This window comes from Pseudomonas sp. NPDC090208, from assembly GCF_044746785.1.
Classification (GTDB): domain Bacteria; phylum Pseudomonadota; class Gammaproteobacteria; order Pseudomonadales; family Pseudomonadaceae; genus Aquipseudomonas.
In genome coordinates this window covers 1-25,019 of sequence record NZ_JBIVCU010000024.1, presented here as the reverse complement: position 1 = coordinate 25,019, position 25,019 = coordinate 1, and the positions used below count along the sequence as shown (strand labels likewise).

Sequence of the window (25,019 nt, the reverse complement as noted above, 5' to 3'; positions counted from 1 at the left end):
GTTGGCAAACAAAACCGCCGCCACCGGGCGACGGTTTGCAGGTCACATACGCATCATCCCCAGACCGCCCGCCGAGGCGTGTGCAATGCCGCGATCCTCGACGCCCTGCGACAGCGGCATTTCCACGCTGACCGTGGTCGCTGGCGCCGATGCGTTGCCCGGCGGCGGCGTCTTGGCTTCCACCACGGACGGGATTTTGGCCTGACTGGCATCCGCCGCGGCTGGCGCGTAACTGCTCAGCGTCGGCGCTGCCAGGGTGGCCGGGATGCTCGACGTGGCCACCGCCGCCGGGCGCGGTGCGGTCGGCGCCAGCACGCCGATCGGCGTCACGCCCTGGGCGCTGGCGACGTTCTTCGGCGCCGACATCGTGGCCATGGTGCTGGCCACCGCCGTGTTGACGCCCGCAGGCGCGGCCACCTTCATTTCGTCCGCCCGGCGGGTCGGGGTCAGGTCGCCAGCCTTTGCCTGGGCCAGATAGGCGTCATACTTGCCGTTGACGTCATCAATGCCGTTCAGCCCGCCGTTGATGCGCTTGCGGGCGCCGGTCATGTCGCCTGCGCTGGCCAGCTTGTCGGCGCCGGAACTCTTCCAGTTGGCGACCGCGATTTTCGCCGAGTAGCGCGGGTCGGACGCCAGATCCGGGTTGTTCACCAGGTCGATACCTAGCTTCTTGCCCATGGCTTCGTACTGCGCCCGGCCCGTCAGCTGCGTGTCGCCACGCCCACGGAATTTGTACCCGTCGCCCGGATCGACGTTGCCCATGCGCCCGCCATAGACCTTGTTGGCGATCGCTTCGGGGTTTCCGGCGTCGGCGCGGGCGGATTCGGCGTCCTTGTAGTACTTGGGGAACACCTCCTGCAGGCGCTTGGCGCTGTAGTTCAGGTTCTCTTCTTTCTTGGTGAACCCGCCGCTCTCGTGATCCATGTTGGCCATCAACGCGGCCTTGGATTTTTCGTCGGTAATACCGCCCTCATCCATGGCCTTGACCAGCTCGGCCTTGCGCGCGTCAGAACCGCCCCCGCCCAGCTTGCCGCCGGTGGCTTTGTACAGCAGGTTCGACCCGGCGTCCTTTGCGCTGTCGACCTTGCCGCCTACATAGTCCTTGGCGGTCTGGATCTTGTCGGCAGCGGTGTCTTTCCAGCCCGCCACCTTGTCGGTGACGCTCTTCCAGGTGTCGCGCGCCCAGTCGGCCATGCCCTGAATGGCGCCGGAACCCACCGTGACCAGCTTGTCCCAGCCCTCTTTCATGAACCCGAACGCGGTATCGGCAGCCTTACCGGCCTTGTCCGCCAGCCCGCTAAACGTGTCGGTGATGGCGCCGGTCACGGTGTCGAAATTGACCGTCGACAGCCATTTGCCCACCGCCTGGCCCAGCTGATCGCCCAGCAGGCCACCTGCGAGCGCGCCAGCGGGACCGCCCAGCATGCCCAGCGCCCCGCCCAGCAGGCCGCCAATGCCGCCGCCGACGTTGCCCCACTTGTTTTTCTTGTTCTCCTCCTTGGACAGGTTCGGGTCATCATCGGCCATCGCATCGCTGGCCAGCATGGCGCCGCCGAACAGCGCACCAATGATCGGCAGCTTGCGCAACAGGCCCTTGCCCAGCTTCGCCAGCCCACCGCCTGCGCTCTTGAGCGCCCCTTTCACCCCGCCCGACTTCGCAGCGCCAGGCCTGCCCGGTGCATCGCCGACGGTGCCGTTGATACCGCCTGCCTGCGCCCCCGCCGTGCGCGCCCGGCGGCCACCTTCAGCGACCGGCAGACCGTTGCCCTGCGCCCCGGAACGACTGCCACCGCGCGCCGCCCGGCCAGCACGCCCGCCACGGCCCGGCAGAAGGCTGCCAGCGGCCTTTAGCGCACTGCCCAGCCCCAACATACGGCCCAAGGCCTTGAATGGCGCCAGAATCGCCGACACGAGCCCCAGCAGCATGCCCAGCAGGCCGCCCGGTCCACCGCCCTTGGGTTTGTTCGCATCCTGCTGCCCACGCCAGATACGGCGCAACCAACTGACGTTCTCCCGGTGCTCTTTGGTCTGCTTGGCCTCCTTGTCGCGACCGAACAGGCGCCCCAGCGGTTTGAACAGCGCCAGCGCGGGCGACAGGATGTTGCTGACCTCCTTGGCAGCCTGAATGGTCGGGTCCACGTTGTCGACGTCGGCGGTCAACCGGTTGCTGGCATCGCGCACCGCGTCGGCGATCGAACTGCCAATGGCCTTGGCCGTGCTGGCGCCACCACCCTCAGCGCTGTCGGCGGCGCTGTAGCCGTTCGGCGAGCCCTTGGAACCGTCGCCACGGGTGAATCGCCCGGACGCATCGCGGGTGCCTGGCTGGCGCGGGCTGGCGGGCGCCTGATCGGTCATGCCCGGCAGTCGACGGGAGCCGGACCGGTTCGCGCCAGCACCAGCACCAGCACCAGCACCGGCGGGAGACGTCGACGACGTGCGATCGGCAGAACTGCCCGGCGAGCGCGGTTGTGCCGGTGACGGGTCATTGGCCGCCCGGCGGGTGCTCGACACACTGCGCGTACCCGCCACGTCCGGCGGCGCCGGTTGCGCGGGCGGGCGGGCCCGGCGCGATTGGCTCAGCTGGCCCAGGTGCTGCGCGATCTTGCTGGTGTTGCTCTCAATCTGGCGCAGCAGCTTCACTTCCTGCGCCAGCTGCTCGATCTCGGCGGCTACGCTCTCGCCGCGCAGAAAGCCGGACGCCGGATCGTGGTCAAGGGACGCCATGGCTTAGTACCCTCGCACGACGGAGCCAACCACGCTCATTACGGATTTGACGCTGCTGGTGATCGCGTCTCGCTTGGTTTTCTCGGCCTCGTCTTCCTTCGGCGCGGGTTCGTCGAGCGGCGGCAGTTCGGTCTCCATGAAACGCTTGGCCGAATCCAGCAGGTCGCCGCCGCGATCCATGGCAATGCCGCGTTCCATCACCAACGGCGCGCTGTCGAGCATGCTGGTCTCGACCCCCGCCTTGCGCAGGCGCTCCAGCAGCTTCGCGTTGTGCTCAAGCAGTTCGTCGTTGAGCCTGCATTGGTCGACGTAACGGGTGCTGATGTCAGCCGCGAAGGCGTCCGACTCCTTGATCATCATGTCAACCGAGTCCAGCAGCGCGGCGTTCTCGGCCAGGAAAGTGTCAGCCTGGCTGAAGGCACCGGCGCCTACGCTGTCCAGCATCACCGTATAGCCGCGATTGCTGTCGTAGTTGGGGGCACTGACCACATCCATGCCGAAATAGCCCAGCGGCACGCGCACGCCGTTTTCCTCGGGGGCGTGGATAGCCGAACTGAAACCGTAGGCTTTGCTCTCCCACAGGCGCTGTGCGACCCGGCCAGACGCGGTATCCATGAATTCCTGCTCGTGCTGGATCTCGCCGGTGGGCAGGCACTTGATGAAGATGGTCCGCACCGCTGGTTCCAGGGTGACTTGCTTGCCGTCGACAAACACGGTTTCCGGCGTGTTCAGGCCGAATTTCTCGCGGAACTGGTGGCCGACGTAGCCCTTGATATCGCCCTTGCGCACCGCTTCCTGCATGGCCGGGCCGTTGAACAGCCGCATGGCCGCGTCAATGTCGATCTTGCGCGGCTGGCCGGTGAACTTGCGCCCGGTGTCGTTGAGGTTGTAACTGATCACGCCCGTGCGCTTACCCATTGTCCTGCTCCTCTTCCTCTTCGTTGCCGCCCGCTGTCGGGATCAGATTCATGTCGTTGCCGTCTTCGCCGCCGCCAAAGCCCGGTTGCGCCGGTGGCTTGGCATTGGCCAGGCCCTTGGCGAACTGCTCGGCAAGGTCGGTATCCAGCTCGCAGACCTTGCCCAGCAGCAGCGCGTTTTCCTCTTGCGGCATGCCCACGTCGCGCATCTGCGCCAGCAGCTGGATCATCACGGCGCCTTTGTTCATGGCGCGCTCAGCGCTGGCCTGCTTTTCCGCTTCCAGGGCGGCAATCGAGCCGTAGAAATTGATCGTGTAAGGGCGTTCCGCGTCCGGCCAGCAGAAGCCGTACTTGGCCAGCATGTGGCGGTCGATGGTGTCGTTGACCATGCGGGTGTAGGCGGTGCGCAGGATGCGGGCGCGTTCGGCGCCGGTGGCGCTGGTGCGGTTGGTGCCGCCATCGCCCAGGGACGCCGAAATCAGGTCAGCGAAGCCCAGCTGCGAAATGTCGGAACCGAGGGTGCCCGCCAGCTTCTTGGCATGAAACAGCACATCGTCGACGGTCAGGTTTTGCCCGGTGGCGCCCGACTGCAGGCTGCTCACCTGGGTCAGCATCTTTTGACCCCAGGTCGGCATCAGGTTGAACATGCGCGACGTGGAGTAGACGCCCTCGGCCACCTGGCGCTCTGCCCGCTCTTTCATGGCGGTCAGCAGCTTTTTGGTGTTCTCGACGATCTTTTTCTGTTGGTCTTTGGTGGTGTCCGACAGGTCCAGCGCCAGCAGCACCTCCTCTTTCGAGCTGGCAATACGCTGGCCGGTCAGCCCGCGCACTGCCGCATACAGGTTGTCGAAATCCTGCTCGGCAGCCTCCATCAGCGAGCCGCCCACCGGCGACGCCACGGGAATCATGCGGTTGATGTTGGTCTCTTCCAGATTGATCTTCTGGGCGTTCTCCATGACCTTCATCTGGGGCAGGATCAGCATGCGCGGCATCTTCAGGCGCACGACGTCCAAGTGACTCAGCTTCACGCCGCCGATCTTCTCGCCGTAACTCACCTGGTAGCCGACGGTCTTGCCCAGCTCCTCGTAAGGCTGCACCAGTGGCGAAAACAGGTGTTCGTGATCGAAGGCGACAATGCCCTTCTTCGGCACGGTGTAGATGCGGGCGTACGCGTCACCAAACCCGGAGGCGCTGAAGCACATGGAGTGCGCGCTGTCGTTCAGCATCTTGATGACCGGCGCCAGCTCATCGACCATTTTCTTGTCGGCGCTGCTGATCTTGGGCTTAGGCTCCATGAACAGCGTTTCACCGGTGGTCTCGTGCCCGCCCAGCGCCATCTGGACGTTGCTGCGCAGGGCCGTGCTGATCAGGCCCTCTTGCATCATGAAGTGGTACTTCATGTAAATCTGGGCGCGGGTGCGCAGCGGCTTGCCCGAGCTACCCATCATCATTTCAATGCCGACGTAATCGGCGTCGAAGCTCGGCACGCTGGCCATGCGGCTCTCGGCCTGCTGGACGGCCTGCGCGGGGGTCATGTCGGAGAGCTGGCCACCCATGATCAGGTCGGTGGCCTTGCGGGCGCCGCTGGCAAGTCGCGCCATCAGGCCCGTATTGTGGTCATTCGGGATAGCCATTCACGGTACACACAGAGGCTGAAATTAACCGCCAGCGTACCGTCGCCCCCGACGGTCAATCGGGGGCGGTTTGCCTGCTTATCAGTGTTCAGTCACGCGCAGGTTATGTGCAGCGGTCAACGAGAACGTGACCTTTTTGGCCTCATCCAACGCCACCAGATGGGCAGCAATCGCGCCCTTTGACTTGTTCCGGTTTGCTCGGGACAACTGGTCGACCAGCTGCAGCCACGGGCCGATCGAATCGAAGAACGGATGGCGCATGGCGAGCGTGCGGCAATGCTCTTCCAGGGTGTTCGTGTCCTGGGTCGCCCATTTGGCAAACGACCCTATTACCTCACTATTGGTTGGCAGCATGACTCACCTCGGTGTACAGCGTGATAGGGATACAGCGCCCCTATCATGACCGGCTGGCGAGCTGCCGACCAGTAATGGCCGCCCGCCCAGCTACTGCACACCGCCCGGTGCCGGGTTCGCCGGTTGCTGCTCGTTGAGCGCTTCGCTCACCTCCTCATCACCACGCGGGTTCAGCAGGTATTTGCGCGTGTACGGCGGGATGTTCACGTTGCCGGTGACGTCGACGATCTCGAAATTGACGATCACGCCATCGCCCATCAGCAGCGCCACCAGCATGCGCTTGGCAGGCTCCACGTACCCCTCCGCGCCCGGCTCGATCAGCGTGGCGATCGACGCCTCAATGTCGCCCTCGGGGTAGTCCAGACGGCTGCTGTCGTCGGACGTGTTACCCAGCGGCGCGGTGAAGCCCTGGGAGAACACCACCTTACCTTCGCCGACCTCGACCCACTCGTATTGGGTTTCGTCTTCATCGCTCATGACGCCCAGCGGGCCGATGGTCGGGTACCCGTCGTAGGTTTCGTCGTCGCTGGTGCGGGTGACGTGCTTTTCAAACAGCACGCACGCAATGGCGTTGGGGTCGCGAAGCGTGCGCTGGCGGTTGGCGCGTTCGATCTGGATGGCGACGTTGTTCAGCATGCTGTTATTCCTCTGCCACGGCGCTCATCACGCGGGCGATCTGCTTGGCGGTGTATCCCTGCGCTTTCATCGCTTCCATCAGCGCAGTGTGCTGCATGGGGGATGCGGGTTTGTTCACCTTGTCGGCCTTCTGCGTGCGCAGCTTGGCATTGGCGGCGCGCAACGCGGCGCGATCGGTGGCGGATGCCTTGCGGGCGGCCTGCTGGCGCTGGTACGACGGCTGCGCCTGGCGCAAGGCCTTCGACTCTTCCGTGGAGCGAATCACGGTGCCGCGCTTGGCCTTGGCGCGCTCCTTGGTCAGTTGCTCGATGAACGCCTGCTGTTCGGCCACCGTCACCGGCGTCTGCTTGTTGCTGAGTGTCCGGCGCCCGGTTTCGATCATCCGCTTGGCGAACAGGTTGAAGGTCGCGCCCGCATTGATGGTCGCCATGACGCGAATGACGTGCTTGCAGGCGATACCCATCAGCTTAGGGTTACGGATGCGCGGGAAACCGTCCTCGGGTCGCCCGTAGTTGAAGTTGCCGATGCTGGCGATGTAGCGATACCAGAACGTGTGCCTGCCACAATCACAGTCGAATCGCAGCTTACCGGCCACCATGCGCCGGGCGGCCTCCAGCGCGGTGTTACCGTCCGCCAGCACCTTGTCGTAGTCCAGGAACTGCACCATGACGGTGTGCCGCGATACGTTTGATTTGGCGCTGGCGTTGGTTACCAGCTGCACGACGCCGCCCCGATTGCTGACCGGGATAACGGTGTGGATCTGCTTGCTGGCCAGCTGCCGGTCGACCGGCGCCGACAGGTTGATCACCTGCTTGGCCAGAATCCCGCCAGCGGCACCTGGTACCGGCACGTTACCCTTGCGCTGGCCGTGCAGGCGCTGGGTGTCATGCACCGCCGCGCGGAACGCCAGCAGGTCATCCATCGTGACCGGGCGAAAGTCACCGCCCAGGGTGGTGAATAGGCCGCGTTTGGGGTCGTACAGGCCCGCCATGTCGTCGGCGGACAGAATCTTGGCCTGATCGTCGATCCGCTGCCTGCGGTCGGCCTCAAAGCGCTTGCGTGCCTCGGCGCTGACTTTGCTGGCCGGGACAACAAGCGGGTGGCGCTCGCCCTTCTTGGCCGCCATCAGCGCACCGACCGAACGGCAGTGGTGATACCGGCCTTCTGTTTGAGGTACTGCAGGTGCTCTTTGGTGGGCAGCACCACGTCCTGCTCTTTCAGCTCGGAATCCACCGTGGACAGCCCGGCAGCGGCCATCACCGCCAGCACCTCGGTGGCATCGCCATACACGCGCAGCGCCAGCATAGGCAGGTGAAAGCGCTCACTGGGATAGCTGCGCACCACCTGGCGGCGCGACGAGTGCGACGGCTCAGTCAGGGCGAACTTGCGCACCTCCATGTAAAACCGGGCCTCGGGAATCATCGCGCGCGGGCCTTCAGCAGGCCCAGCAAGCCATCCGGTGGCGGGCTCTCATTCGCCGTCATGCGGTTAACTTGCCGCCAATACATGCGCCCGCGAACCACAACCGGCGTTTGGGCAGGATCTTGCGCCCACTCGACGGATGATGATGGCTCGCTGAATGACAGACCCGCCAGGTGGTACAGCACGCGGCCATGACTGTCGGCGACCTTGGCGGTTAGCTCTTGGGGGGATGCCTCAAAGAAACGATGCGCAAGACCGCTTACTGTCTCGTACATGGCAAATTCACCGCTACCACTGCCCGGAAACGGCAATGGAAACTTGAATATCAGCAGGGCCAGGCCCTCATGCCCGTCAATGATCAGGCTCAGGTCATTTACAAGAGTTGGGATTTTTTTGCGCTCTTTGATAAGTGCCGGGTTGTCAGCAGACATAATCAGGGCTCCGTGCGGGTAAGGCGCCATTCTCACCGTGGGAATACACCGCCTCGGACAGCACTTTGCGCGCCCCAGAAACGACAAACCCCGCTCAGGCGGGGTCATGTTCGGTCTACGGTCAGCGGTTACGGGTAGTAGGTTCGCTCAAGCACCTGGCTCAGTTCGCGCTCAACGTACGCCAGAATCATCGCCATGATGTCGCGGCCCAGGTTGATGTCCGGGCGCACCACCTCCAGCGGACCGCCGTTGTAAGGCTTGATCTCGGCGTCACGCGCTTGGTCGGCCAGAATCTTCAGCTCCGGGTGCTGCACACAGCCGGTTTCCAGCGCCCGCCGGTACCGCGCCAGCCCCACCGCCACGTTGTTGCCGAACTTCTCACGCGGGCCGGTACACAGCTCTTTCCACATGACGTGCGAATCAGTGAACCGCAGGGAGTGCGGCACGCTGCGCATCATCTTGTAGGCGATGGCTGAGTCGTTGACGATCATCCGGGGCGCCCCCAGCGCTGTCGCGTACTTCACCAGCTTGTCGATGAATTCCCGCTCACGGCACGGCCCACGCAGGTCGATGGAGACGTGCAGGGTGCGCTCCGACAGCAAGACCACACGGCGCTGCTGCCCGGCATGCGGCTCGGCGACGATGAAGTGGTACATGTGAATGTGAAAGTTGTCGCTGTCGACCACCAGCAGGTGCTCATACGGCTCCCCCGCCGCGATCGGCCCGCCGGACGCCAGCGCCTTGTCCACCAGTCCCGCGACCTCGCTGGGCTTGAGTGACGATCCTGTGGGGCGCTGGCGCTTGCGATTCAGATGGTCGTGATACGCCGGGTTGTGCTTGATGCTGGTCTGCTGGCGCGGGCCACGCTCGGCGCGCCACTGGGAGAACGTCTGCAGGCCGTTACGGCTCTTGGATGGCGCGTTACTCAAGCTCATGCCGCCACCGCCATCGACGCGAAGCCGTGCTGTGCGACGTGGTTGTGGTACGCGTAATAGAACGCCGACTTGTACTTGCGGGAGATACCGAATTCACGCCCGCCCACGGTGCAAAAGTGCTCGGCGTGCTTGTTGCCCGGCTCATGCCGAACCATCACCCGGTCAACCACTTCGATGCGCAGCAGAATGCCGCGGTGCGCACGGATCAGGCCGGTTACGCCTTTCTCGATCATCTGCAGCGTGACGTCACTGAACAGGCGCCATTCCTTGCCGTTGGCGTCCATGGCATGCACCTGCTTGTCGCCCGACCAGAACGCAACAAACTCGGTTGCATCAACGCGCTGGACCTTGATGCCGTGGGAATGGGCGTAGCGGCGTAGCTTCATGTCGAATCCTTTTCATCCCCGTACGTGATTTTGTGCTTTGCTGGTCGATTTATCGCCGGAAACACGGGGTTTGTATCCTGCAAATCGCTCACATATGCACTAATAAACAATAAAATATATGTTTATGCAACGTCGGCAAACATGTCCTCGGCCTTTTTGAGGGTCGATTGCGCCCGCGACGTCTGCACGTAGGCGATTTCGTCGTTACAGGCGACGTAGTTCACGTCCTCCAGGAACGTCATCGAAATGGTGTCGAACAGGTCAGGCGATGGCAGGCCGTCGGCGGCCATGGTGGCTTTGCTCTCGATGCGGTACCGGCCTTTGTCGTCGAGGTCGAACGGCAGGCGCGAGCCCTGGTCGATGAGGTCGCGCTGGTAACGCGGCGACAGCTTGACCACGTTGTCCTTGATCGCCTCGGCGGCATGCACGGTGCATTGCGCGCGCTGGTTGATGAACCGCTTGCGGTATTCGTTGGAATGCGGGGCGGCGCCCCACTGCACGCCCTGAATGATCATGCTGCCCTCTTGCAGCTCCTCCAGGCGCTTCATGAACTGCACGCCCATGGCGGTGATGTCGATCACCACGGTGACGTTAGGGAACTGCATCGCGTAGTCGCGCAGCTTGACCGCCAGCGGCGTCCAGTCCTCGCTGGCGCTGTAGATCGGGATGTCGACCACTTCGACCTTGCGCCGCCGCTCGCGGGCCATCCGATCGCCCTTGCCGCTGACGCGCATGTGGGTGGCCACCGTCTTGTCGCGCCCCACGCCCGCCGCGACGTCGACGACGATGACGTGCCCCCACTCCTCGCCCGGCAGAATCGGGCTGTCGGCGGCAATGGCGCGTTCCAGCATGGCCGTCGACAGCAGGTATTTGCTGAGGTTGGTGGGGAACATGCCGAGTACCTTGATTTGATACTCGGGCTCCATCTTGCCGCCGTACTGCAGCCGCTTTTCCTTGATGAACTTGAGGCTGACAATCGGGCTCTCTTCGGAGTTGAACACCAGCGGCGTCCACGCCCCGCCCCTGTACTTTGAATGCCGGTGATGGGTTTCCCAGAAAAATCCGGTCGAGCGCGTCGGCTGGCTGGCCATGACGAAGCGGTTGCGCTCATCGGTCAGTGCGCCACCGATCACGCCAAAGTTTTCATCCGGGATACCGGACGCTTCGTCCGCCAGCCACAGCAGGTATTCACCGTGGGTACCGGCCAGGTTCTCAGGCGAGCCGCGCGGCGCGGTACGGGTGGTGACATACCAGGTGGCGCTGTTGCCGACGACATAGACCTTCTCGGCCTGAATGACGACGTAATCGGCGATCCATGCGTGCGGCCCTTTGCGGATCTCCGCCAGCATGGTGGTGATTTCCTTCCACACACCCTCACGCACCGTCTTGAGCTTCGGCGCGGTCACGTAGGTGTTGGAATTGAGGTAGCACAGCAGGTGCCACAGACAGATCACGCCAAAGGAGCGAGTTTTGCCGGTACCGTGGCCAGACGATACCGACACCCGGCAACCATAGATTGAGGTCTCGTCGAACAGCTCTTTTTGTTGCGGTGTGACGTCCATCCCGCACGCTTCAACTGCGAACCCGAACAGGTCGAAGGCGTAGCGCTCAACAAATGGCAGCCAGCGCGCGTCGGTTTCGAGCCGCAGTTTTTTGGGCTTCGGCTTGGCCATGCAATCCCTAAACACAAATGGGCCGGATCAGCGGCCCACGAACTCTAATGCGGCTTACTCGCCGTTCTGGGGAGGGGTTTGCACCTTGGTGACGGTCTCCAGCAGGCGCCCACATTCCAAGGTCAGCGCACCGCGAATCACGGCATGACAGACGTCGCTGACTTCGTGGGCGTCGTGGATGATCCACAGCAGGTATCGCCCCCACGTACCGGCCAAGGCCTCGGGTTGCGCAGCGCGGGCAATCCGATGGGTGATGAACCACGTAGCTCGGCGATCCCGGACGTACAGCGTGTCTTGGGTAACGACAACATGGTCGGCGATCCAGCCATGGGGACCGTTGGCGATGTTCTCCAGCATGCGGCGCAGTGCTGGCGCCAGCAGCTCGGCCCATTTGCGGCGACTGGTGACGGCGATATACGTGTTGGATTCATGAAAGGTCAGCAGCTGCCACAGGGCAACGATGGCCACCGTGTCGGGCGCCTGCGCCAGCTGCTTCACGTCTCGATCCGGCGGCACACTCTCGTGCAACTCGGAGCGTGTGCCCAAGCGCTCAATACGCGTGAACGCGATCGCCTGCTTCAGCAGCACGTCATGTCCGCAGACGTGGGTGGCGAAGGCGTCCAGATTGAAGGCGTAGCGCTTCACGAAGTCATAGAATCTGCGGTCGCTGACCAGAGCGGGCCTTTTGATCACTGCGCGCCCTCGGCGCAGATGCGCTCATGCTCGGCCAGCAGCAGCGCGGCGGCTTTCTCGATCGCGCGCAGGCGGTCTTCCCGCTTCATGGGCACGCTTGGCCACGGCCAGAATGCGTCGATCAGGGTCTGATTCGATTCGGGATGCTGCAGCCGGTAGGCGGTGGCCGCCTTCAGCAGCTCATCATTCTGGTAACGCTGATCAAGCGCCGGGTGATAGCCCTTCACCCACTTCTGTCGCTCCCGTTCGGCCAGAATCGCGTCGGCGCTGGCGCTGGCCACCGGCATCGCGGGCCACAGCGCCAGCGGCTGCTCCCAGCCCTGCGCGGCCTTCTGCGCCCACTCACTCGGCGTCAGGGTGGTGTAGGGGCGGACCGGGGAAATGCCCTGATCCTTGCCCCGGCGGCGCGTCAGCCAGGCGGTCGGACGCTTGCAGGCGTTGCGCGACTGCGCCACCGATTCCCACACCTGAAACGTGCGTTGCGTGTGCGGGTTGCGGTATTCGCCCTTGTCGGCGTTATAGGCCATGTCGGTGATACCGGCCTTGCGGCATTCACGCTCAAAGTATTCGCGGGTGTAGAACAGGGTCATTACGCGGCCTCCGATCGGTCGGCAAATGGCTGGCGCTGGGGTTGCGGGACATGCACGGGGAGGTCGTCGACGGCGGCGCCAGCGCCTTCAAACGTCCAGCGCTCAAGCGGGAAATGCTCGACCCTGGCTTTTTCGGTATGGCCGCGACCATCACGCACCCACAGGTCACGCCCCAGCTCAAGCATGACGTGCAGCACTTCGCCGCTGTCGTTGTTCACGATGGCCACGGTCATGGTGCTGGCCCCCACTTCGGGTTGTGCGTCGTTACCTTGGTGAATGCACGGGTGAAGCGGAATTGCTCGATGATGCGGCGAAAGTTCGGTTCGATCCGCTCAAACACAGTGGTGCCGTCAGACGTCATCGCCTGCCACAGCATTGCAGCGCCCACCGGACGGTTTTCCACCACGTACGTGGCCAGACCGCGCAGCAGGTGCTGTTCCGGTCGAGTGCCGCGAAACCCCGGCAGCAGTCGCTCACGCCCACGCACAGCCGTATCCAACGCGATTTCGGCGGCGCCAGCCCAGGCGGGCACGAAACACACACCACCCTTGCTCATGATCTCCAGCCGCGCCTGGCGCTGATCATCGCCAAAGACAACGAGCCCGCACGCGGCCAGCTCTTTCAGGATCAAGTTTGCGGTGGCCAGCCGGTTGCGCTGGCGATCGCCCTGCGTGCGGGCGACAGGTTTGACGTTCAGGTATTGCATGGTGGCCTCTCAGATTTTCAGCCGCAGCTGTGCGCGGTCGCATTCGTTCTCGCCGTGCGGCAGCTTGTGGGCCTTTGCCTCACAGTTGCGGCGCTTGCAGTCGCGGCAGTAGGTGTAGGAAGGGGTGTTGCGGGGGCGGCGCCAGATGACGCGCTCGCCCTCACAAAACACGCATCGGAGTCTGTCCGATGACAATTCATCCCCGGACATCAGCAGGCCTGTTTTTAACCATCAACTCCGCGTACTCCCACCGGCGAACAGTGAAGGCGGCAAGATCCTCGCCAACTCCTAACTGCAGCGGGCAGTTGATGGCGAAGTCGTCGCGTAGGTCGGTCAGGAACTGGTCGACCTTGCCGGTAGGCGCGGCAGGCGCTGGCGCCAACGCTGCTGGTTTAACCGCCGCCGGGGCCTTCGCCTGCGGCGGCAGGGCGTTGAAGTCGATACCGCGCAGGAATGCCAGGCTGATCGCCTCGAAACGCTCGGGCACCGCCAGCTTGTAGTCGCACAGCTCTTGCGTGGAAGCGATCCGGTACCGGCCTTCCTCATTGAGATGGAACGGGATCTGCGACCCCAATGACGCCATATCGTCGAACTCGCCCACCAACTCCAGATTACCGGCCTTCATCGCGTTGGCCGCATCGACAAAGCACTGCGCCCGCTGGTTGACGAACCGCTTGTTCGCGCCGTCTTCTTTAGTGGCCGCGTTGCCCAGTAGAGCCCCGAAAACCTTCACCGTGGGCATGTCCATGCTGCCAAGCTGCTGGTACAGCTGGTAGGCCATACCCTTGGCGTCCACCAGCACGGTGCAGGCGGGCAGCTCGCGGGCGGTTGCACAGATGAACTGCGCCAGGTAGGCGATATCTTCACTGTCAGACACCAACGGGAAGTCGATCACCTCCACCAGGCGTTCACGGGGATTGCTGCCAATTACACGCATCAGCGCTGCAACGGTTCGGCCATTCATTCCGGCGCCAGCCCGCACGCCAATGACGTAATGCCCCACATCGTCAGCCAGCTGGCGACGGTTTGGACCGATCGCCTTGCGAATGTCCTGCTCTGTCAGCAGCAGCGAATTGCCGTAGGGGATGCTCAGCGGCAACCTGGCCAGTGGCTTAACTTCGCCCAGGGCGTCTACCGGCGCCGGTGGCGCAATCACAACGGGTTCCGGCATCAATTTCGGCTCCTGCACACGCTGATTGACCACCACTTGCAGCACCTTCGGTTGTGGCGGGCGTACGGCGTCCTTGACGGCGGCAGCCACCGGCGAGGCCAGGAAACGGTCAATGTACGGGCGCAGGCGCTCGTGGGTGCGGGCATAGCGGGCGTTGCGGCCCACGCCCTCACACACGGACACCGGCGTGGTGCCCCGGTAGGTGTTGGGCACGTCCGCCCAGAACAAGATGCCCGAACGGGAGTGTGCGACCGTCGCAGGCGTAACCTTGATGCCCTGGGTCTTCAGCCACTCGCGGAACCCGTTGACGTTGCTGGCCTGCAGCAGGTCAGTGTCGTGTTTCATTCCGTTTGCCTTGGTCTTAACAGCGCTCTGCATCACTCAACTCCTGCTGTGCGGGCCTGAAATGGCCTCAGATTCTCGGTACGCCCCCGCGCCTTGCGCTTGGGCTTGCGTTCAATCACCGGCTTGAGCCAGAGCTGCCCCGTTTTGAACAGGAACAGCTCCCACAGGCCCAGCTTCATGTTCGTTTTCCCGTTCTCATACAGGCGCCATGACTCGCGGCTGACGTAGATCAGGTCGCTGGCCGCGGTCTCGCTCAGTTCCGCGTTGTGGCGCGCCTTGCGAATGTTCTCGGGGGTCGGTTGCCGATCGGCAGTCAGATTCATGCGTCACCGCCTTCGTCATCCAGAGCGGCAATCTCTGCCGCACGCGTGGTCATGGCCTCACGCTGCATGTTGGTCTTGGCCAGGCCTGCGGCGTAGGCAGCGTCCAGCGCTGCAGCGTCGACTGGCGCCGTCGGCGGTACCGCTGGCTCGATGTTCATGTTGAACAGGCGGCCCAGCAGCTCCAGGAATGGGCGCTGGTCGGATATCTTCACTTCAAGCCCGTCTTTCGTTTGCTTGACGCCGCCGTACAGCGCCAGCGCGCCCGGCGACAGGTGACGGGTGTCCTTGAGCACTAACATGCCGATGCCCACGCCGTGGCACTCCGGGCAATTCTCATGGGGGTCGCGAGTGGCGTCGTAGCCCACGCCGCCCAGCTCATCGAATTCCGGTAGTCGCCGCTTCTCGCGCTTGGCCTCGGCCACCGCTTCGGCGTGCGCCTCCTTGCGATCGTCCATCTGACGCGGGGTCATCTGGTATCTGTGCTCAATGCCATGGCAGTACCGGCAACACTTGTAGACGTATTCCACCAGCTCGCGGGGGTCGGCCATGGCGGCGCCGTACACCTTTTCGATCACCCGGTTGGTGATCTCCTCCGTCTTGGCGAACAGCTCGGCGCGCTTCGCCTGCGTGTAGGGGTGTTCCTTAACCTTCTTTAACAGCCTGCTCGCCGCCGCTGCTGCCACGGCGTCTGACTTGCATTTGTAGCCTGCATCCAGATACGCCTGAGTGGCATTTTGCGTGACCAGCCAGATATCGACGAACTTCGCCTGGCGCGCGTCCAGGTCGTGGAGACTCCCGGCCTGCAAGGCTTCCAGTTCTTTCTTCTTGAGGGCGACGGTTTTGCGCAAACGGGTATTGCCCGCTGCTTTGCGGGTGCGGGCTGGCTTCGCTTCTGGGGTTGTTACGGGGTCTGCAACAGTGGCCTTTTTGGCCCGTGCAGGGGCTTTTTTCGATGCCGTGGCTGGCTTGGTTTTTGCCACACGGCCATTGATTACCTTAACCGGCGCGGAGTCAGCGGGTGTACGACCCTTGCCGCGCGATTTGTCCGGGGATTGACTGTCATCGGACATTTGCGGATCTGCCTCTACCTTCTTCCGTGCCACTCTCTAAGCCCTTAATGCAAAGCAACTTGGCTATCAGCCACCTAGGATCTGCAACTTTCTGCGTGTCTGGCGCAAAAAAACCCGCAACAGCGGGCCTATCTTGTGTGGACTAGCCCGCCGAAGCGGGCTTCCCAAACACCGTACAGGGGACGCCACGGTTAGCGCTGCAATGACGTCGATGTCACTTCCCCGATTTGACCGTTATCCAAACATCGAATGCCTGATGAACACTCCCCTGTCAGAGAGGGCCCAAAAGCTCGGAAAGCGTGTGAAACAGCCCCCTCACCCAGCACCTAGCGCACGACAGCCCGGCATGGCCACCCCAAGGCCGGGTGGCTGGCTTGTAGCCGGAACAATCAGCTGAACAAGGCGTGTTGCACTGCCGTGGTCACCTGCTGAACCGTGAGTACAGGATGCTCGTAATCGGCCAGGGCTTTTTCGTGCTGTTTGCACAGAATTCGCGACTTTACCGACAGCTCCAACTCACCGATCGCCCGCACGAGCTTACCGCCCCCGCGCAGGCTGTCGAATACGTCACCGTGGTGCTTTTGAATGACCGTGAGCGCGTCGGCCAGCTCGATGGCGGAATCTGCCACCCTGCCCAACAGCACGCGGTCCAAACTGGCGCTCTCAATGGAAATGGCGGTCACTTCCGAGAGCTTTTGAAGGTATTGCTGATTGATGCCGGTCAGGACCGTGGTCAGAACGCCGGTGATCAGCGCCTGATTGCCATCCTCGGGCGCCAGCCCCAGATCGTCGGTGCGCCCCAGCAGAAAGTCGATGGTGACCTGATACATGTCAGCCAGGACCAGCAGGTTCTTGAGACTGGGGACGCGCTTTCCGTTTTCAAACAGGCTGATCATGGTCAGGTTGGCGTGGCCAAGGCGGCGGGCGACGTCCAGTTGCTTCATACCGGCGGCGTGGCGAGCGCGTGTCAGGCGTTCACTGACGATGACCATCAGCGCCCCCAGCTCTTCCTTCTCGCGCTCAGTTGGGCCCAAGCCCGCCCCGCACTCGTCATCACTGAAGAGCGCCAGGCTTTCAGGTGCGAAATCGACCTGCGGCCCGCCTACCAGCTCGCCTTCGACAACTTTATCCCCGGACACAACCACTTTAACGCTACCCCTTGACCTGCCCTGTCATTGGCGGCCATTAGATTGCATCCCCGTACCGTCCGCAACCCCGAAACGTCAAAAAAGTTCCCACAAATCGGCGCATTTTTTGCCAACTTTCTGTGCTGACAATTTCTCGCCGCCAGAAATTACATACTTTTTATCAGCTAAATCGCAGATTTACCCTGTCAGATTGGATCGCATCGCCGTCTGTCTGATATCACCATGACATTGAACCCTGATCGCGATTCCTCACCGTTTGTGAGCGGTGTCACACGCCGCGCGCCCCTGCGCGTGTAAGCCAAAGCCTACAAAAGCCTTATTGCTCAAGGTCTTCCGGCGTGTCATGGGTCTGCGCCAGCGCTTCTTTCTGCTGTCGGTGAAGGTCGATCATCCTGGCTTTCAGCGCCTCGCAGCGGGTAGCGTCCACCGACTCAACCCGTGCGATGAATGCCCGGCGGGACTCTACGGACTGATTCAGCAGCGCATGCGCCTGATAGTCGACCGCCAGCGCAGAACCGTCGAAACAATAGCGATTTGTTGGTGCGTAGCAGCCCCGGCAGCTGGCCAAGTGATTGATGTAGCGCTGATGGGCGTCGTACGTCTGCGGGTCCAGTTGCATCAGAACTCCTCGACCTTCCAGCCCGGCGCCCCGCCCTCGCCTTTGTCACCCTTCTTGATGGCGATGAACTTGAACACCGGGAACAGCTCAGCCGCGACCTTGATCTTGACCCGCGCGTCGTCTTCCCAGAACCCTTTCACCTCATGCACTTCAAGGTGCCCGCTGGCCACCTGCACAAGGAAGTCCGGGCGGTAGGTGGTTTTCGGCGCCAGATCCAGCGCGAACGGTTCGAACTTGAACCACAGCACCTCACCGGCCATACGCAGCAGATCCAGGTGCTGGGCGTAGGCCTCCTCGGTCTTGTTCATCTTGCCCTTTTCCATGCGCCCCAACGCCTGCATCGCAGCCTTGCCGCCAGACGCCTTGGGTGCTGCTGGTGGCTTTACGCCCGCCATGCGCAGGTGTTCGGGTACCTCCGCGGCCTTCTTGCTGGCGCCACCGCCCAGGGCTCGACGGGTCATCGTCGACGGCAGCTTGGCCAGATCCTCTTCGGACAACCAACGTTTGGTCACTGAGCCACCCCGGCCTGCAGCAGCTTGCATTCGGTGATGTTCAGGAACGAGAACACGCCCCGGCGCCAACCCATGGTGTCCAGGTACAGGGTATTACCCAGCACGACCGGACCATGCTCAAGGGGCTGGTGCCCTACCACAACCCAGTCAACGCCCTGCACCTTGTCGCGGTCATCCAGCTCATACCGGCGCCGACTCCACATCGCGGTATTGGTCAGCAGCTTCTGCTCCTTGCGGCTCAACGAGGGGTCATCCAGATCGCGCAGGAAGTCGCCCCAGTCTGGGCGCGGGCACTCCGCATGCACGATGCCGAATGTCACGCCGGTCGCGGTGGCCACCTCGATCGCAATGGGCAGCTCTTTGAACTGCACCTGATGTTCCAGCTGCTCGGCCTTGTTCATCCCCGAGAACCACAGGCCGCCGTTTTCCAGCCAGTTGCCGGTATCGCAGGTGTCGAACCGGCACACGTAGTCATCATGGTTACCGCGTACCGGGTGGAACCATGGCTTGGCCAGCCACTCAATGGCCAGATGGCTCTCAGGCCCACGGTCGACCAGATCACCGCACTGGAACAGCCGATCACACGCCGGATCAAACCCAATGGCATCAAGCGCCAGCTGCAGCCGGGTGAAGTGCCCATGCACGTCGCCGGTCACGAAGTCACGCCCTACGGTGTTCGGCTCAAAGCGTTTGACCTTGCTCATGCCGACACACGCTCTACAGCGCCATCACAGCACCGGCACTTACGCACGGACGCACAGGCACGCAGCCACACCATGTATTCACGCTGCACCTGCGGATCTTTGTATTCGTCCAGGTCGCGCCCCATAGGCCCCTTCTTGCGCTCAAACGGCCCCTCGTGGTCACACTCGAAATCACTGCGGGCTTCAGCAGCCACATCCAACACGCTCACGTCATGGTCTCCTTGCATTCGATCGGGCAGCAGGCATTCCCCCTGACCGGCGCCCACCAATTTACGGGCGCGCACGAAGGCCCCGCCCGCAGGGTTTGCGGGTGTTGTCGTGGGTCAGGGATGGATTACGGGGTCAGGCTTGCAGTAGCGCGGGTTCTTCTGGGCGATCACGCAGACGGCGCAGGTACAGCTCTGCCACGTCCATGGGGAACAGGGACACTTCACCGGCGTTCACAGCCTCATCCGGTATCCACTCCTCTGTCTCACGGCTCATGCGGAACCAGCCTGTCTTCGGGAAGTACCCGTAAAACGACAGGGTGTCGGTCGCTGGGCACAGCAGGAAGTGCGTGGCCATCGACACGGCGTCCATCACCTTGCGCAGCTCAGGAAGATGGCTCATGTGCAATTCGCCCGGCAGTGCGTGGCCGTTGAACTCTATCGGCTGCTCCAGCCCCAGCGTCTCGTTGCGCTCACAGTGGAATGCCAGCGATCGGACAGGACCGGCTTCATCGTTCACCGCGAAGGCAGCATGCCCCCACAGGCGACGGGCTCGTGGCTCTCGTGCTTCTGGCACCTTGCTGACTCTCACCCGGTGTCGTGGCATCAGGTTCGGACTGATCGACGCCAGATGGCCAGCTGCAGCGCTTCCAGACGGGGCATTTGTAGGCACGGGCGCACTACCGGTACCCAACAGCTCGGCACGCTCACATAGCGGCACGAATCGATTGCCAGTCGCCGACACGCTCCCCACCGAACGCCCTTTGGCCTGCTCATCCAGCACGTACTCCACCAGCGCCAGCCCGCGCGCCAGCAGCAGGTTCAATTTCTGGTGGCCGCAGCGCTTGAGCAACGCCTGGACGCGGCTGAAGCTGTCGGGGTTCACGCTGAATACGATCTCGTGGGCTTGGCTGGTCATGGGTGCCTCTGTGTGTGCCGTTGAACTAACGACATAATGACACAACATCACAACGACACAATAGCGTTTTTATGTTTTATATCAGCACCAGCCCGGTCGCCGGGCACAAAAAAGCCCGCACGCGGCGGGCCTGTATCGGGCAGTCATGATCTAAAGCTGCCCTGCATCCTCAGCTTCGGCGTCCTTAAGCAGCTGCCGGACACCTCCCAGCAATTCACCGATCGCCTGCGAATAGGCTTCGTTGGCCTTCTCAAAGCGGGCAATCACCTTCTCCTGCTCCTTGCGTGGCCGGTTGAACACGTCGTGCATCGCGGCGGTCGCTTCCTTGCGCACAATCTCAGCCTCATCCACAGGGGACACAAAGCGCCGCAGTACCACGGTGTCTATCTTGGCCATGTCGGGTTACTCCTGCTTCCACTTGCCATATGCCTGGTCGACCAGCTCTATGGGTGCTGGCCACCGTCCTCATCTGTTCTGGTCACCCCCCCCCCGGCAGTCCGAGGGGGTCAATTTTACATAGCACCCGTTATGGGTAGTCGGCCTACTCGCCCTGGGCGGGCTTCCATTCCAGCCGCTCACCCATCAACTTGGCCGCCGCCAGCTTGGCCCCGCGCACGGTCTGGTAGCGCCGGGGCAACTCCAGAAACGCCGGGCTGCCGTTGCGCCGCAGATTGCAGGTCAGGGTAAACGCCAGGTCGGTGCGGTTGCCGACCTCAATGCGCAGCTCGTCGCTGTCGACCTGGGCGGTAAACAGGGGGCGGTCGATAGTGGCTGGGATCAGGTAGCGTTCATAGATCGCGCCGGGCTCTTTGGCCGACGCCACCTGGGCGTGCGGCTTGCCCGACCGCTCGGCAGTCCAGGCGCGGCGGTGGGTCTGCTCGATCAGCTCCAGCAGGGCCAGCTCGTCGGCATCGCGATGGCCAGGATCCGCGACCGCGTTCATCTGCTCGCTGAGAATGTATAGCTGCCGCCGGGTCAGCTCTAGGCGGTAGGTCTTTTCAGTCGCCATCTATCGGGGTTCCTTTCGGTTGTGGCGGATCACGCCAAGGCGGCGCGCAGCTTGGCCATGTAGTCGCGCAAGCTTGGGGCGTACTCATAGTCGCGGCCCTGCGAATCCAGCTCGTCCAGCAAATCCGTCGCCGCCTGCTCAATCAGGCAGAAGCGAGCGCGCTCGGCGTCGGCCTGCTGTTCCGCCTCATAGCAGTCCTCACACAGATTCGCTGCGATCTGATCGGGCGTCTCGCAGTAGCCGCCGCAGTTGTTGTGGAATTGGCATTCATTGGCCATCGGTGGGGTTCCTTTTTCGGTTACTGGCCATGGTTCAGTTCAAACAGGTCTTGCACAGATGCCCGCGCGGCTCTCACCTTCGGCAGCAGCCACTCTGAGGCTTTCGCCACACTGGTAATATTGGCTGAGGCATAATCACCCAACAGGTCGTGGTCGCGTGCGGGCTTGCGCTTCTGGCGAGTGTCATCTAGGAAACGCTCCAGATCCTGCAACACGTTCGCGACCTCGATTATCTTGGCGTCAATGACGGCCTTTTCGGTAGACATAGGACGGGTTCCTTTCAGTTGCCGTGATTGATAACAGCAAGATGCAGCGCCTCGACCAACTGACTGGCCGCCTCTTCATAGGCTTTTTCGGACACCTTATCGCGGGCCAGAAAGTCGCTCAGCTGAAGATCCTGCTCGGCGCGACTCAAGGCGTGCCATTGATCGTCAGAGGCCGCCAAGTCGACCTTGGCCTGTTTCGCGGCGTGCAATAGTGGGATCAGAGGTTCTACGTCGATCAGCATTTTTAGGCTCCTTTCGATTATTCGAATTCTATATCCAGCTCTTCGCAGCACTGGCTGCACAGTCCGCCGCCGTTCTCTTCGCTGTATTGCAGTTCACATACCTCATGCCACCAATTGCACTGCACACACAGCTCGGTTTCCACCTCAAGCAAATCGGCTTCCAGCTGGCTTTCGTCCAGGTCGCCCAGCTCCAAGGCTGTTATGGCCTCGCAAATCTGCTTGCACGTCCCCCGAAGGTATTCGCCAACCTGCTCCAACTGCTTACGTTCAATGACCATCGTGAGGTGGTTCCTTTCCGTTATTCGGTCTTTGTCGGAGGATCAAGCTCGTTGGCGTGAGACAGCACCGCACGCGCCCAATCCTCATCAAACCCCACATGCGTACGCGCGCCAGCCACTTGGTTGCGCAGATATTCCGCTGTCGCTTTCGGATCGAAAGTGCCGTTTGCCTTGGCGCGAGCGACCTGCTCAGCGAACGTCGGCATAGGGACAAAATCATCCGACTGGCCCGGACGCCAGCCGGTATCGTCACGCACCACGGGCTTGTTGGGGTCAATGGTGATTCGCATTGCGGGTTCCTTTCAGGCGCCTTGCTAGGCCGAAACTTCGTTGTCCAGAGGGACGCTGTTCACATCAAAGCGATCCGACATCCAGTAATCCGGGGCGGGGTGTTCTGCTACCCAGCGCGAATGCTGTATCTCCCAATCAGCATCACTCATGACGCCATGCGGTCGCAGTTCGTTATGCTTCTGGATCTTGACCAAAAACGCGCGCGCTGCCTCCAGCGTTGTAAAGGCGCGGACAGGCTCACTACCCTCATGGTCCAATTGAGCCTCTACCAAGTAAATCATCGAACGAGGTTCCTTTTTACTCGGTGGCCGCAGCCGCTATGGAACAGGCCCCGCATATTCGCGCGTACTTGGGTCACTTGCATGGTGGAGCCTCCCGCATGTGTGCGAATTGTTTACAGGTCTTGGCTACGCCTCAATCCAGCTCGCCACGCAGGGCCTTGGCCATAAGCTCGTTCATTTCGCGTTGTAGCGATCCCGCATCTGGGTTGCCGTTCTCCACAACCTTGTAGCTGCACTCGCCTTTGCCGGGAATGTAACTGCTGCCGTGAGCGGTGGACGTCTGAATCAGCTCGATCGCAGCCATCCACAATTCATTCCCGTGCTCGTGACTGGTCGCGGTGATGTCGATCGTAATGTTCGCGGTATACGGGCGGGTCTCAGTAGGTTCGGGTGCGGCCTGCTTGTACATTTTGGCAGCGCCCACAATTGCCCGAACCTTCACCAGCGCTTCGTGTATCAGGTGCGCTTCCAGCGGGGTTTGGGCCAACTGGTCTATCTGTGCCTGGCCAACACGCTCCAGGAAGGCGGTCAGGGCGGTAGCTTCGTCCTTATCCAGATCACGGCCAGCATGCGGCGTTGTGCTGCTCTCTGGCGGGATGATCGATGCTGTCAGCTTTAGGTGCGGTGCTTTGCTCATGTTGCGTTTCCTTGCAAATGTCCGTCATTACACATGGTGTAAAGCCGGTATCTCGGCGGGTCAGCCCCACCATGTTGTGACGCCGCCTGCATCTGCCAGCAGCGCCTTCACTTGTGCTTCCGTGGCAGGCTCGTCGGCGTTCACCGTCCAAGCACCGCTGTCGTACGTGATCCAATGCGGCCCGGCGATAAGGGTCATGGGAAAGTCCCGCCCATCAGCCCAGTGGTACGCCAAATGCGCCTTCGGCTCTGGCATGGGTGGCGTTGGTCCGGTCTGCTCGACCATTTTTAAACACCTCGCATATACTGGATATAAACACAGTATAGAGCCTATACCATGCGCTATCGCGACCTCATGCTCTACAACTTGCCGCCCTTCAAGCCGGTCACACAGGGTGAACTGCGCCAGCTCTGGGCCCAGTACCCTGACCCCGACATACGCCGCCTGATACTTGAGGCTGAGCGCTGCCACCGCGTGCTTGCCAGGGTCGACGACCTGTATAAGGGCATCCACCAGTCCTGGCGTGAGAGCGTCGGCGGTGGGCTGGCGGGCCTCCAGATGCTTCTGGACCTCACCACCCACGAGCGCATGCGCCTGGGCTACACCGTTACGCCGGAACCACAGTCCTGATCGGCTCGGGCAACAACTGCGGCAGCGCATCCGGGCTCCCGCAGCAGTTCCACGCCATCCGCGCCATATGTGCGAACTTGTAACCGGCGGTGATCGGCAGCACCGGGCACCGCACCTGCGAACAACTCACGTACCACCCTTCATCACAGTCCTGATCCAGCTTCGCCGGTGACTTGCACCACGGGCACGGGTTCAGGGGGTATTGCTTCACTCCTAACACAGCTGCGACAGCTCCGAATCAACAGAGCGCATGGCAGTCTGTATGCCGTTATAGCCTTCCCACCAGCTGCGGGCGTCTTCGGTGTCAGATGCGTACGGGCACTCGTTATCACCATTGAGACCGGCCATGACACCTTTGTCGCGCGGGTCAATGCTGTTTTCGCAGGCGTAGCACACGCCGACGCTGGTGACGCCGGTCGTGCCGCAAGACGGGCACTGTGTCTCAGCGTTGTCGCTGGCCTTCTGCTCGGCGTAGCAGCTGTCACACAGCCCATCGTCGCCTACGCGTTTAGCTTCAGTCTTGCAGCGGTCGCAATCACCTATGTAACTCATGGGTTCCGTCCTATTGGTTCAGTTCGCGGGTCAACAACTCTTCAAGGGCCCAGCCATACGCAGCGTCTGCCTGTTCCAGCATTTCGCGCAGGTCATCGTCGGTGATGTCGCCCTGCTCAAAGGCTTCTTTCGCCTTGGCCGCCATGTTCCCCGATCGGTCCTCGGGAGACGCCAGCAGCGCCTCCTTGTCATCCATGGCGGTCTGCCATTCGGCGAGGATCTGGGTGCGGCGGGCTTCAGCGTTCAGGGCGGTCATCTGCGGGACTCCGTTCGGTTGAACATCCATTGTTTACCACTGACGCCCCAGCAGCATCACAACTCCGCTGGGCGGCTATGTACGACATAATGTCACAACGCCAATCTATCGCAATAGCGTTTTTATGTTTCCAGAAAAGAAAACGCCCGCGCCGGAACCCCGGAACGGGCGTGTGTGCTTC

General features: G+C 62.3%; 37 protein-coding genes. 1 reads left to right on the top strand and 36 read right to left on the bottom strand.

Features of this window, described 5'->3' with window-relative positions:
• Window positions 1–42: 42 nt before the first annotated feature.
• The 34 genes from ACIPL0_RS28135 to ACIPL0_RS27970 all read right to left on the bottom strand — a co-directional run bounded on the left by ACIPL0_RS28135 (window position 43) and on the right by ACIPL0_RS27970 (window position 23,598).
• Window positions 43–2,724 carry a glycoside hydrolase family 19 protein gene (locus ACIPL0_RS28135; protein ID WP_400731667.1) on the bottom strand — a complete coding sequence of 894 codons (2,682 nt, stop codon included), beginning with the start codon at window positions 2,722–2,724 and terminating at the stop codon, window positions 43–45.
• Between the two features lie 3 nt (window positions 2,725–2,727).
• Window positions 2,728–3,642: a hypothetical protein gene (locus ACIPL0_RS28130; RefSeq protein WP_400601656.1), complete on the bottom strand. Its 915-nt coding sequence runs from the start codon at window positions 3,640–3,642 to the stop codon at window positions 2,728–2,730.
• A complete protein-coding gene (locus ACIPL0_RS28125; RefSeq protein WP_400731666.1) occupies window positions 3,635–5,275 on the bottom strand; it encodes a hypothetical protein in 1,641 nt (546 codons plus the stop codon). The genes ACIPL0_RS28130 and ACIPL0_RS28125 overlap by 8 nt, the downstream gene beginning before the upstream one ends.
• Before the next feature lie 81 nt (window positions 5,276–5,356).
• Complete coding sequence (locus tag ACIPL0_RS28120; RefSeq protein ID WP_400731664.1) at window positions 5,357–5,629, bottom strand: hypothetical protein; 273 nt, start codon at window positions 5,627–5,629, stop codon at window positions 5,357–5,359.
• 90 nt (window positions 5,630–5,719) lie between these two features.
• Window positions 5,720–6,265 carry a hypothetical protein gene (locus ACIPL0_RS28115; RefSeq protein ID WP_400731663.1) on the bottom strand — a complete coding sequence of 182 codons (546 nt, stop codon included), beginning with the start codon at window positions 6,263–6,265 and terminating at the stop codon, window positions 5,720–5,722.
• A gap of 4 nt (window positions 6,266–6,269) precedes the next feature.
• Entirely contained in the window at window positions 6,270–7,391 is a 1,122-nt protein-coding gene (locus ACIPL0_RS28110; protein WP_400731661.1) for a hypothetical protein, read from the bottom strand.
• Window positions 7,391–7,687 carry a hypothetical protein gene (locus ACIPL0_RS28105; protein ID WP_400731660.1) on the bottom strand — a complete coding sequence of 99 codons (297 nt, stop codon included), beginning with the start codon at window positions 7,685–7,687 and terminating at the stop codon, window positions 7,391–7,393. Before ACIPL0_RS28105 ends, ACIPL0_RS28110 begins: the two co-directional genes overlap by 1 nt.
• Window positions 7,684–8,118, bottom strand: a complete 435-nt coding sequence (locus ACIPL0_RS28100; protein ID WP_400731659.1) for a hypothetical protein — start codon at window positions 8,116–8,118, stop codon at window positions 7,684–7,686. The genes ACIPL0_RS28105 and ACIPL0_RS28100 overlap by 4 nt, the downstream gene beginning before the upstream one ends.
• Window positions 8,119–8,246: 128 nt before the next feature.
• Window positions 8,247–9,053 carry a hypothetical protein gene (locus ACIPL0_RS28095; protein WP_400731658.1) on the bottom strand — a complete coding sequence of 269 codons (807 nt, stop codon included), beginning with the start codon at window positions 9,051–9,053 and terminating at the stop codon, window positions 8,247–8,249.
• The gene (locus tag ACIPL0_RS28090) at window positions 9,050–9,439 is read right to left on the bottom strand and encodes a hypothetical protein (RefSeq protein ID WP_400731657.1); all 390 of its coding nucleotides are present in this window, start codon (window positions 9,437–9,439) and stop codon (window positions 9,050–9,052) included. Before ACIPL0_RS28090 ends, ACIPL0_RS28095 begins: the two co-directional genes overlap by 4 nt.
• Before the next feature lie 122 nt (window positions 9,440–9,561).
• Window positions 9,562–11,112, bottom strand: coding sequence for a hypothetical protein (locus ACIPL0_RS28085; protein WP_400731656.1), 1,551 nt, complete (start codon window positions 11,110–11,112; stop codon window positions 9,562–9,564).
• 54 nt (window positions 11,113–11,166) lie between these two features.
• Window positions 11,167–11,805 (bottom strand): hypothetical protein, encoded by a 639-nt coding sequence (locus tag ACIPL0_RS28080; RefSeq protein WP_400731655.1) that lies wholly within the window; start codon window positions 11,803–11,805, stop codon window positions 11,167–11,169.
• Window positions 11,802–12,395 carry a hypothetical protein gene (locus ACIPL0_RS28075; protein ID WP_400731654.1) on the bottom strand — a complete coding sequence of 198 codons (594 nt, stop codon included), beginning with the start codon at window positions 12,393–12,395 and terminating at the stop codon, window positions 11,802–11,804. Before ACIPL0_RS28075 ends, ACIPL0_RS28080 begins: the two co-directional genes overlap by 4 nt.
• Window positions 12,395–12,628 (bottom strand): hypothetical protein, encoded by a 234-nt coding sequence (locus ACIPL0_RS28070; protein WP_400731653.1) that lies wholly within the window; start codon window positions 12,626–12,628, stop codon window positions 12,395–12,397. The genes ACIPL0_RS28075 and ACIPL0_RS28070 overlap by 1 nt, the downstream gene beginning before the upstream one ends.
• The gene (locus ACIPL0_RS28065; RefSeq protein ID WP_400731652.1) at window positions 12,625–13,101 is read right to left on the bottom strand and encodes a hypothetical protein; all 477 of its coding nucleotides are present in this window, start codon (window positions 13,099–13,101) and stop codon (window positions 12,625–12,627) included. The genes ACIPL0_RS28070 and ACIPL0_RS28065 overlap by 4 nt, the downstream gene beginning before the upstream one ends.
• 196 nt (window positions 13,102–13,297) lie before the next feature.
• Entirely contained in the window at window positions 13,298–14,650 is a 1,353-nt protein-coding gene (locus tag ACIPL0_RS28060) for a hypothetical protein (protein ID WP_400731651.1), read from the bottom strand.
• Window positions 14,650–14,940 carry a hypothetical protein gene (locus tag ACIPL0_RS28055; protein WP_400601628.1) on the bottom strand — a complete coding sequence of 97 codons (291 nt, stop codon included), beginning with the start codon at window positions 14,938–14,940 and terminating at the stop codon, window positions 14,650–14,652. Before ACIPL0_RS28055 ends, ACIPL0_RS28060 begins: the two co-directional genes overlap by 1 nt.
• On the bottom strand, window positions 14,937–16,010 hold the full coding sequence (locus tag ACIPL0_RS28050) for a terminase small subunit (RefSeq protein WP_400731650.1): 1,074 nt from the start codon (window positions 16,008–16,010) through the stop codon (window positions 14,937–14,939). The genes ACIPL0_RS28055 and ACIPL0_RS28050 overlap by 4 nt, the downstream gene beginning before the upstream one ends.
• Window positions 16,011–16,399: 389 nt before the next feature.
• Window positions 16,400–17,155 carry a helix-turn-helix domain-containing protein gene (locus tag ACIPL0_RS28045; protein ID WP_400601624.1) on the bottom strand — a complete coding sequence of 252 codons (756 nt, stop codon included), beginning with the start codon at window positions 17,153–17,155 and terminating at the stop codon, window positions 16,400–16,402.
• Window positions 17,156–17,474: 319 nt separating this feature from the next.
• Window positions 17,475–17,777, bottom strand: a complete 303-nt coding sequence (locus tag ACIPL0_RS28040; RefSeq protein WP_400601622.1) for a hypothetical protein — start codon at window positions 17,775–17,777, stop codon at window positions 17,475–17,477.
• Window positions 17,777–18,289, bottom strand: coding sequence for a hypothetical protein (locus ACIPL0_RS28035; RefSeq protein WP_400731649.1), 513 nt, complete (start codon window positions 18,287–18,289; stop codon window positions 17,777–17,779). The genes ACIPL0_RS28040 and ACIPL0_RS28035 overlap by 1 nt, the downstream gene beginning before the upstream one ends.
• Complete coding sequence (locus ACIPL0_RS28030; protein ID WP_400731648.1) at window positions 18,286–18,993, bottom strand: metallophosphoesterase; 708 nt, start codon at window positions 18,991–18,993, stop codon at window positions 18,286–18,288. Before ACIPL0_RS28030 ends, ACIPL0_RS28035 begins: the two co-directional genes overlap by 4 nt.
• Entirely contained in the window at window positions 18,990–19,202 is a 213-nt protein-coding gene (locus tag ACIPL0_RS28025) for a hypothetical protein (RefSeq protein WP_400731647.1), read from the bottom strand. Before ACIPL0_RS28025 ends, ACIPL0_RS28030 begins: the two co-directional genes overlap by 4 nt.
• A gap of 133 nt (window positions 19,203–19,335) precedes the next feature.
• The gene (locus ACIPL0_RS28020) at window positions 19,336–20,118 is read right to left on the bottom strand and encodes a hypothetical protein (protein ID WP_400731646.1); all 783 of its coding nucleotides are present in this window, start codon (window positions 20,116–20,118) and stop codon (window positions 19,336–19,338) included.
• A 150-nt stretch (window positions 20,119–20,268) separates the two neighbouring features.
• A complete protein-coding gene (locus ACIPL0_RS28015) occupies window positions 20,269–20,514 on the bottom strand; it encodes a hypothetical protein (protein WP_400731645.1) in 246 nt (81 codons plus the stop codon).
• A 145-nt stretch (window positions 20,515–20,659) separates the two neighbouring features.
• Window positions 20,660–21,127, bottom strand: coding sequence for a hypothetical protein (locus tag ACIPL0_RS28010; RefSeq protein ID WP_400731644.1), 468 nt, complete (start codon window positions 21,125–21,127; stop codon window positions 20,660–20,662).
• Between the two features lie 29 nt (window positions 21,128–21,156).
• Complete coding sequence (locus ACIPL0_RS28005) at window positions 21,157–21,405, bottom strand: hypothetical protein (protein WP_400601608.1); 249 nt, start codon at window positions 21,403–21,405, stop codon at window positions 21,157–21,159.
• 20 nt (window positions 21,406–21,425) lie between these two features.
• The gene (locus ACIPL0_RS28000; RefSeq protein WP_400731643.1) at window positions 21,426–21,671 is read right to left on the bottom strand and encodes a hypothetical protein; all 246 of its coding nucleotides are present in this window, start codon (window positions 21,669–21,671) and stop codon (window positions 21,426–21,428) included.
• A gap of 14 nt (window positions 21,672–21,685) precedes the next feature.
• Window positions 21,686–21,913: a hypothetical protein gene (locus ACIPL0_RS27995; RefSeq protein WP_400731642.1), complete on the bottom strand. Its 228-nt coding sequence runs from the start codon at window positions 21,911–21,913 to the stop codon at window positions 21,686–21,688.
• Between the two features lie 17 nt (window positions 21,914–21,930).
• A complete protein-coding gene (locus ACIPL0_RS27990) occupies window positions 21,931–22,191 on the bottom strand; it encodes a hypothetical protein (RefSeq protein WP_400731641.1) in 261 nt (86 codons plus the stop codon).
• 20 nt (window positions 22,192–22,211) lie between these two features.
• Window positions 22,212–22,481, bottom strand: coding sequence for a hypothetical protein (locus ACIPL0_RS27985; RefSeq protein ID WP_400731640.1), 270 nt, complete (start codon window positions 22,479–22,481; stop codon window positions 22,212–22,214).
• A 24-nt stretch (window positions 22,482–22,505) separates the two neighbouring features.
• On the bottom strand, window positions 22,506–22,763 hold the full coding sequence (locus ACIPL0_RS27980; RefSeq protein ID WP_400731639.1) for a hypothetical protein: 258 nt from the start codon (window positions 22,761–22,763) through the stop codon (window positions 22,506–22,508).
• A gap of 133 nt (window positions 22,764–22,896) precedes the next feature.
• Complete coding sequence (locus ACIPL0_RS27975; protein ID WP_400731638.1) at window positions 22,897–23,400, bottom strand: hypothetical protein; 504 nt, start codon at window positions 23,398–23,400, stop codon at window positions 22,897–22,899.
• 60 nt (window positions 23,401–23,460) lie between these two features.
• Complete coding sequence (locus tag ACIPL0_RS27970) at window positions 23,461–23,598, bottom strand: hypothetical protein (RefSeq protein ID WP_400601816.1); 138 nt, start codon at window positions 23,596–23,598, stop codon at window positions 23,461–23,463.
• Between the two features lie 138 nt (window positions 23,599–23,736).
• Between ACIPL0_RS27970 and ACIPL0_RS27965 the strand changes: the two genes are divergently transcribed.
• Window positions 23,737–24,030, top strand: a complete 294-nt coding sequence (locus ACIPL0_RS27965) for a hypothetical protein (protein ID WP_400731637.1) — start codon at window positions 23,737–23,739, stop codon at window positions 24,028–24,030.
• Between the two features lie 213 nt (window positions 24,031–24,243).
• On the opposite strand, the gene ACIPL0_RS27960 is transcribed toward ACIPL0_RS27965, so the two are convergent.
• Together ACIPL0_RS27960 and ACIPL0_RS27955 are read right to left on the bottom strand one after the other, a co-directional pair.
• On the bottom strand, window positions 24,244–24,582 hold the full coding sequence (locus ACIPL0_RS27960; RefSeq protein WP_400731636.1) for a hypothetical protein: 339 nt from the start codon (window positions 24,580–24,582) through the stop codon (window positions 24,244–24,246).
• A gap of 10 nt (window positions 24,583–24,592) precedes the next feature.
• Window positions 24,593–24,838, bottom strand: coding sequence for a hypothetical protein (locus ACIPL0_RS27955; RefSeq protein ID WP_400731635.1), 246 nt, complete (start codon window positions 24,836–24,838; stop codon window positions 24,593–24,595).
• Window positions 24,839–25,019 lie beyond the last annotated feature (181 nt).

Bases quoted from the DNA above. Each gene is read 5' to 3' on its own strand.
- ACIPL0_RS28085 (WP_400731656.1), bottom strand. From the start codon at position 11,112: ATGGCCAAGCCGAAGCCCAAAAAACTGCGGCTCGAAACCGACGCGCGC.
- ACIPL0_RS28075 (WP_400731654.1), bottom strand. From the start codon at position 12,395: ATGACCCTGTTCTACACCCGCGAATACTTTGAGCGTGAATGCCGCAAG.
- ACIPL0_RS28105 (WP_400731660.1), bottom strand. From the start codon at position 7,687: ATGATTCCCGAGGCCCGGTTTTACATGGAGGTGCGCAAGTTCGCCCTG.
- ACIPL0_RS27990 (WP_400731641.1), bottom strand. From the start codon at position 22,191: ATGGTCATTGAACGTAAGCAGTTGGAGCAGGTTGGCGAATACCTTCGG.
- ACIPL0_RS27995 (WP_400731642.1), bottom strand. From the start codon at position 21,913: ATGCTGATCGACGTAGAACCTCTGATCCCACTATTGCACGCCGCGAAA.
- ACIPL0_RS28120 (WP_400731664.1), bottom strand. From the start codon at position 5,629: ATGCTGCCAACCAATAGTGAGGTAATAGGGTCGTTTGCCAAATGGGCG.
- ACIPL0_RS27975 (WP_400731638.1), bottom strand. From the start codon at position 23,400: ATGAGCAAAGCACCGCACCTAAAGCTGACAGCATCGATCATCCCGCCA.
- ACIPL0_RS28030 (WP_400731648.1), bottom strand. From the start codon at position 18,993: ATGAGCAAGGTCAAACGCTTTGAGCCGAACACCGTAGGGCGTGACTTC.
- ACIPL0_RS28065 (WP_400731652.1), bottom strand. From the start codon at position 13,101: ATGCAATACCTGAACGTCAAACCTGTCGCCCGCACGCAGGGCGATCGC.
- ACIPL0_RS28040 (WP_400601622.1), bottom strand. From the start codon at position 17,777: ATGCAACTGGACCCGCAGACGTACGACGCCCATCAGCGCTACATCAAT.
- ACIPL0_RS28130 (WP_400601656.1), bottom strand. From the start codon at position 3,642: ATGGGTAAGCGCACGGGCGTGATCAGTTACAACCTCAACGACACCGGG.
- ACIPL0_RS28095 (WP_400731658.1), bottom strand. From the start codon at position 9,053: ATGAGCTTGAGTAACGCGCCATCCAAGAGCCGTAACGGCCTGCAGACG.
- ACIPL0_RS28000 (WP_400731643.1), bottom strand. From the start codon at position 21,671: ATGTCTACCGAAAAGGCCGTCATTGACGCCAAGATAATCGAGGTCGCG.
- ACIPL0_RS28070 (WP_400731653.1), bottom strand. From the start codon at position 12,628: ATGACCGTGGCCATCGTGAACAACGACAGCGGCGAAGTGCTGCACGTC.
- ACIPL0_RS28020 (WP_400731646.1), bottom strand. From the start codon at position 20,118: ATGACCAGCCAAGCCCACGAGATCGTATTCAGCGTGAACCCCGACAGC.
- ACIPL0_RS27955 (WP_400731635.1), bottom strand. From the start codon at position 24,838: ATGACCGCCCTGAACGCTGAAGCCCGCCGCACCCAGATCCTCGCCGAA.
- ACIPL0_RS27960 (WP_400731636.1), bottom strand. From the start codon at position 24,582: ATGAGTTACATAGGTGATTGCGACCGCTGCAAGACTGAAGCTAAACGC.
- ACIPL0_RS28115 (WP_400731663.1), bottom strand. From the start codon at position 6,265: ATGCTGAACAACGTCGCCATCCAGATCGAACGCGCCAACCGCCAGCGC.
- ACIPL0_RS28100 (WP_400731659.1), bottom strand. From the start codon at position 8,118: ATGTCTGCTGACAACCCGGCACTTATCAAAGAGCGCAAAAAAATCCCA.
- ACIPL0_RS28110 (WP_400731661.1), bottom strand. From the start codon at position 7,391: ATGGCGGCCAAGAAGGGCGAGCGCCACCCGCTTGTTGTCCCGGCCAGC.
- ACIPL0_RS27985 (WP_400731640.1), bottom strand. From the start codon at position 22,481: ATGCGAATCACCATTGACCCCAACAAGCCCGTGGTGCGTGACGATACC.
- ACIPL0_RS28050 (WP_400731650.1), bottom strand. From the start codon at position 16,010: ATGTCCGATGACAGTCAATCCCCGGACAAATCGCGCGGCAAGGGTCGT.
- ACIPL0_RS27965 (WP_400731637.1), top strand. From the start codon at position 23,737: ATGCGCTATCGCGACCTCATGCTCTACAACTTGCCGCCCTTCAAGCCG.
- ACIPL0_RS28060 (WP_400731651.1), bottom strand. From the start codon at position 14,650: ATGCAGAGCGCTGTTAAGACCAAGGCAAACGGAATGAAACACGACACT.
- ACIPL0_RS28055 (WP_400601628.1), bottom strand. From the start codon at position 14,940: ATGAATCTGACTGCCGATCGGCAACCGACCCCCGAGAACATTCGCAAG.
- ACIPL0_RS28005 (WP_400601608.1), bottom strand. From the start codon at position 21,405: ATGGCCAATGAATGCCAATTCCACAACAACTGCGGCGGCTACTGCGAG.
- ACIPL0_RS27970 (WP_400601816.1), bottom strand. From the start codon at position 23,598: ATGACCCTTATCGCCGGGCCGCATTGGATCACGTACGACAGCGGTGCT.
- ACIPL0_RS28135 (WP_400731667.1), bottom strand. From the start codon at position 2,724: ATGGCGTCCCTTGACCACGATCCGGCGTCCGGCTTTCTGCGCGGCGAG.
- ACIPL0_RS28125 (WP_400731666.1), bottom strand. From the start codon at position 5,275: ATGGCTATCCCGAATGACCACAATACGGGCCTGATGGCGCGACTTGCC.
- ACIPL0_RS28015 (WP_400731645.1), bottom strand. From the start codon at position 20,514: ATGGCCAAGATAGACACCGTGGTACTGCGGCGCTTTGTGTCCCCTGTG.
- ACIPL0_RS27980 (WP_400731639.1), bottom strand. From the start codon at position 22,763: ATGATTTACTTGGTAGAGGCTCAATTGGACCATGAGGGTAGTGAGCCT.
- ACIPL0_RS28090 (WP_400731657.1), bottom strand. From the start codon at position 9,439: ATGAAGCTACGCCGCTACGCCCATTCCCACGGCATCAAGGTCCAGCGC.
- ACIPL0_RS28010 (WP_400731644.1), bottom strand. From the start codon at position 21,127: ATGGCGACTGAAAAGACCTACCGCCTAGAGCTGACCCGGCGGCAGCTA.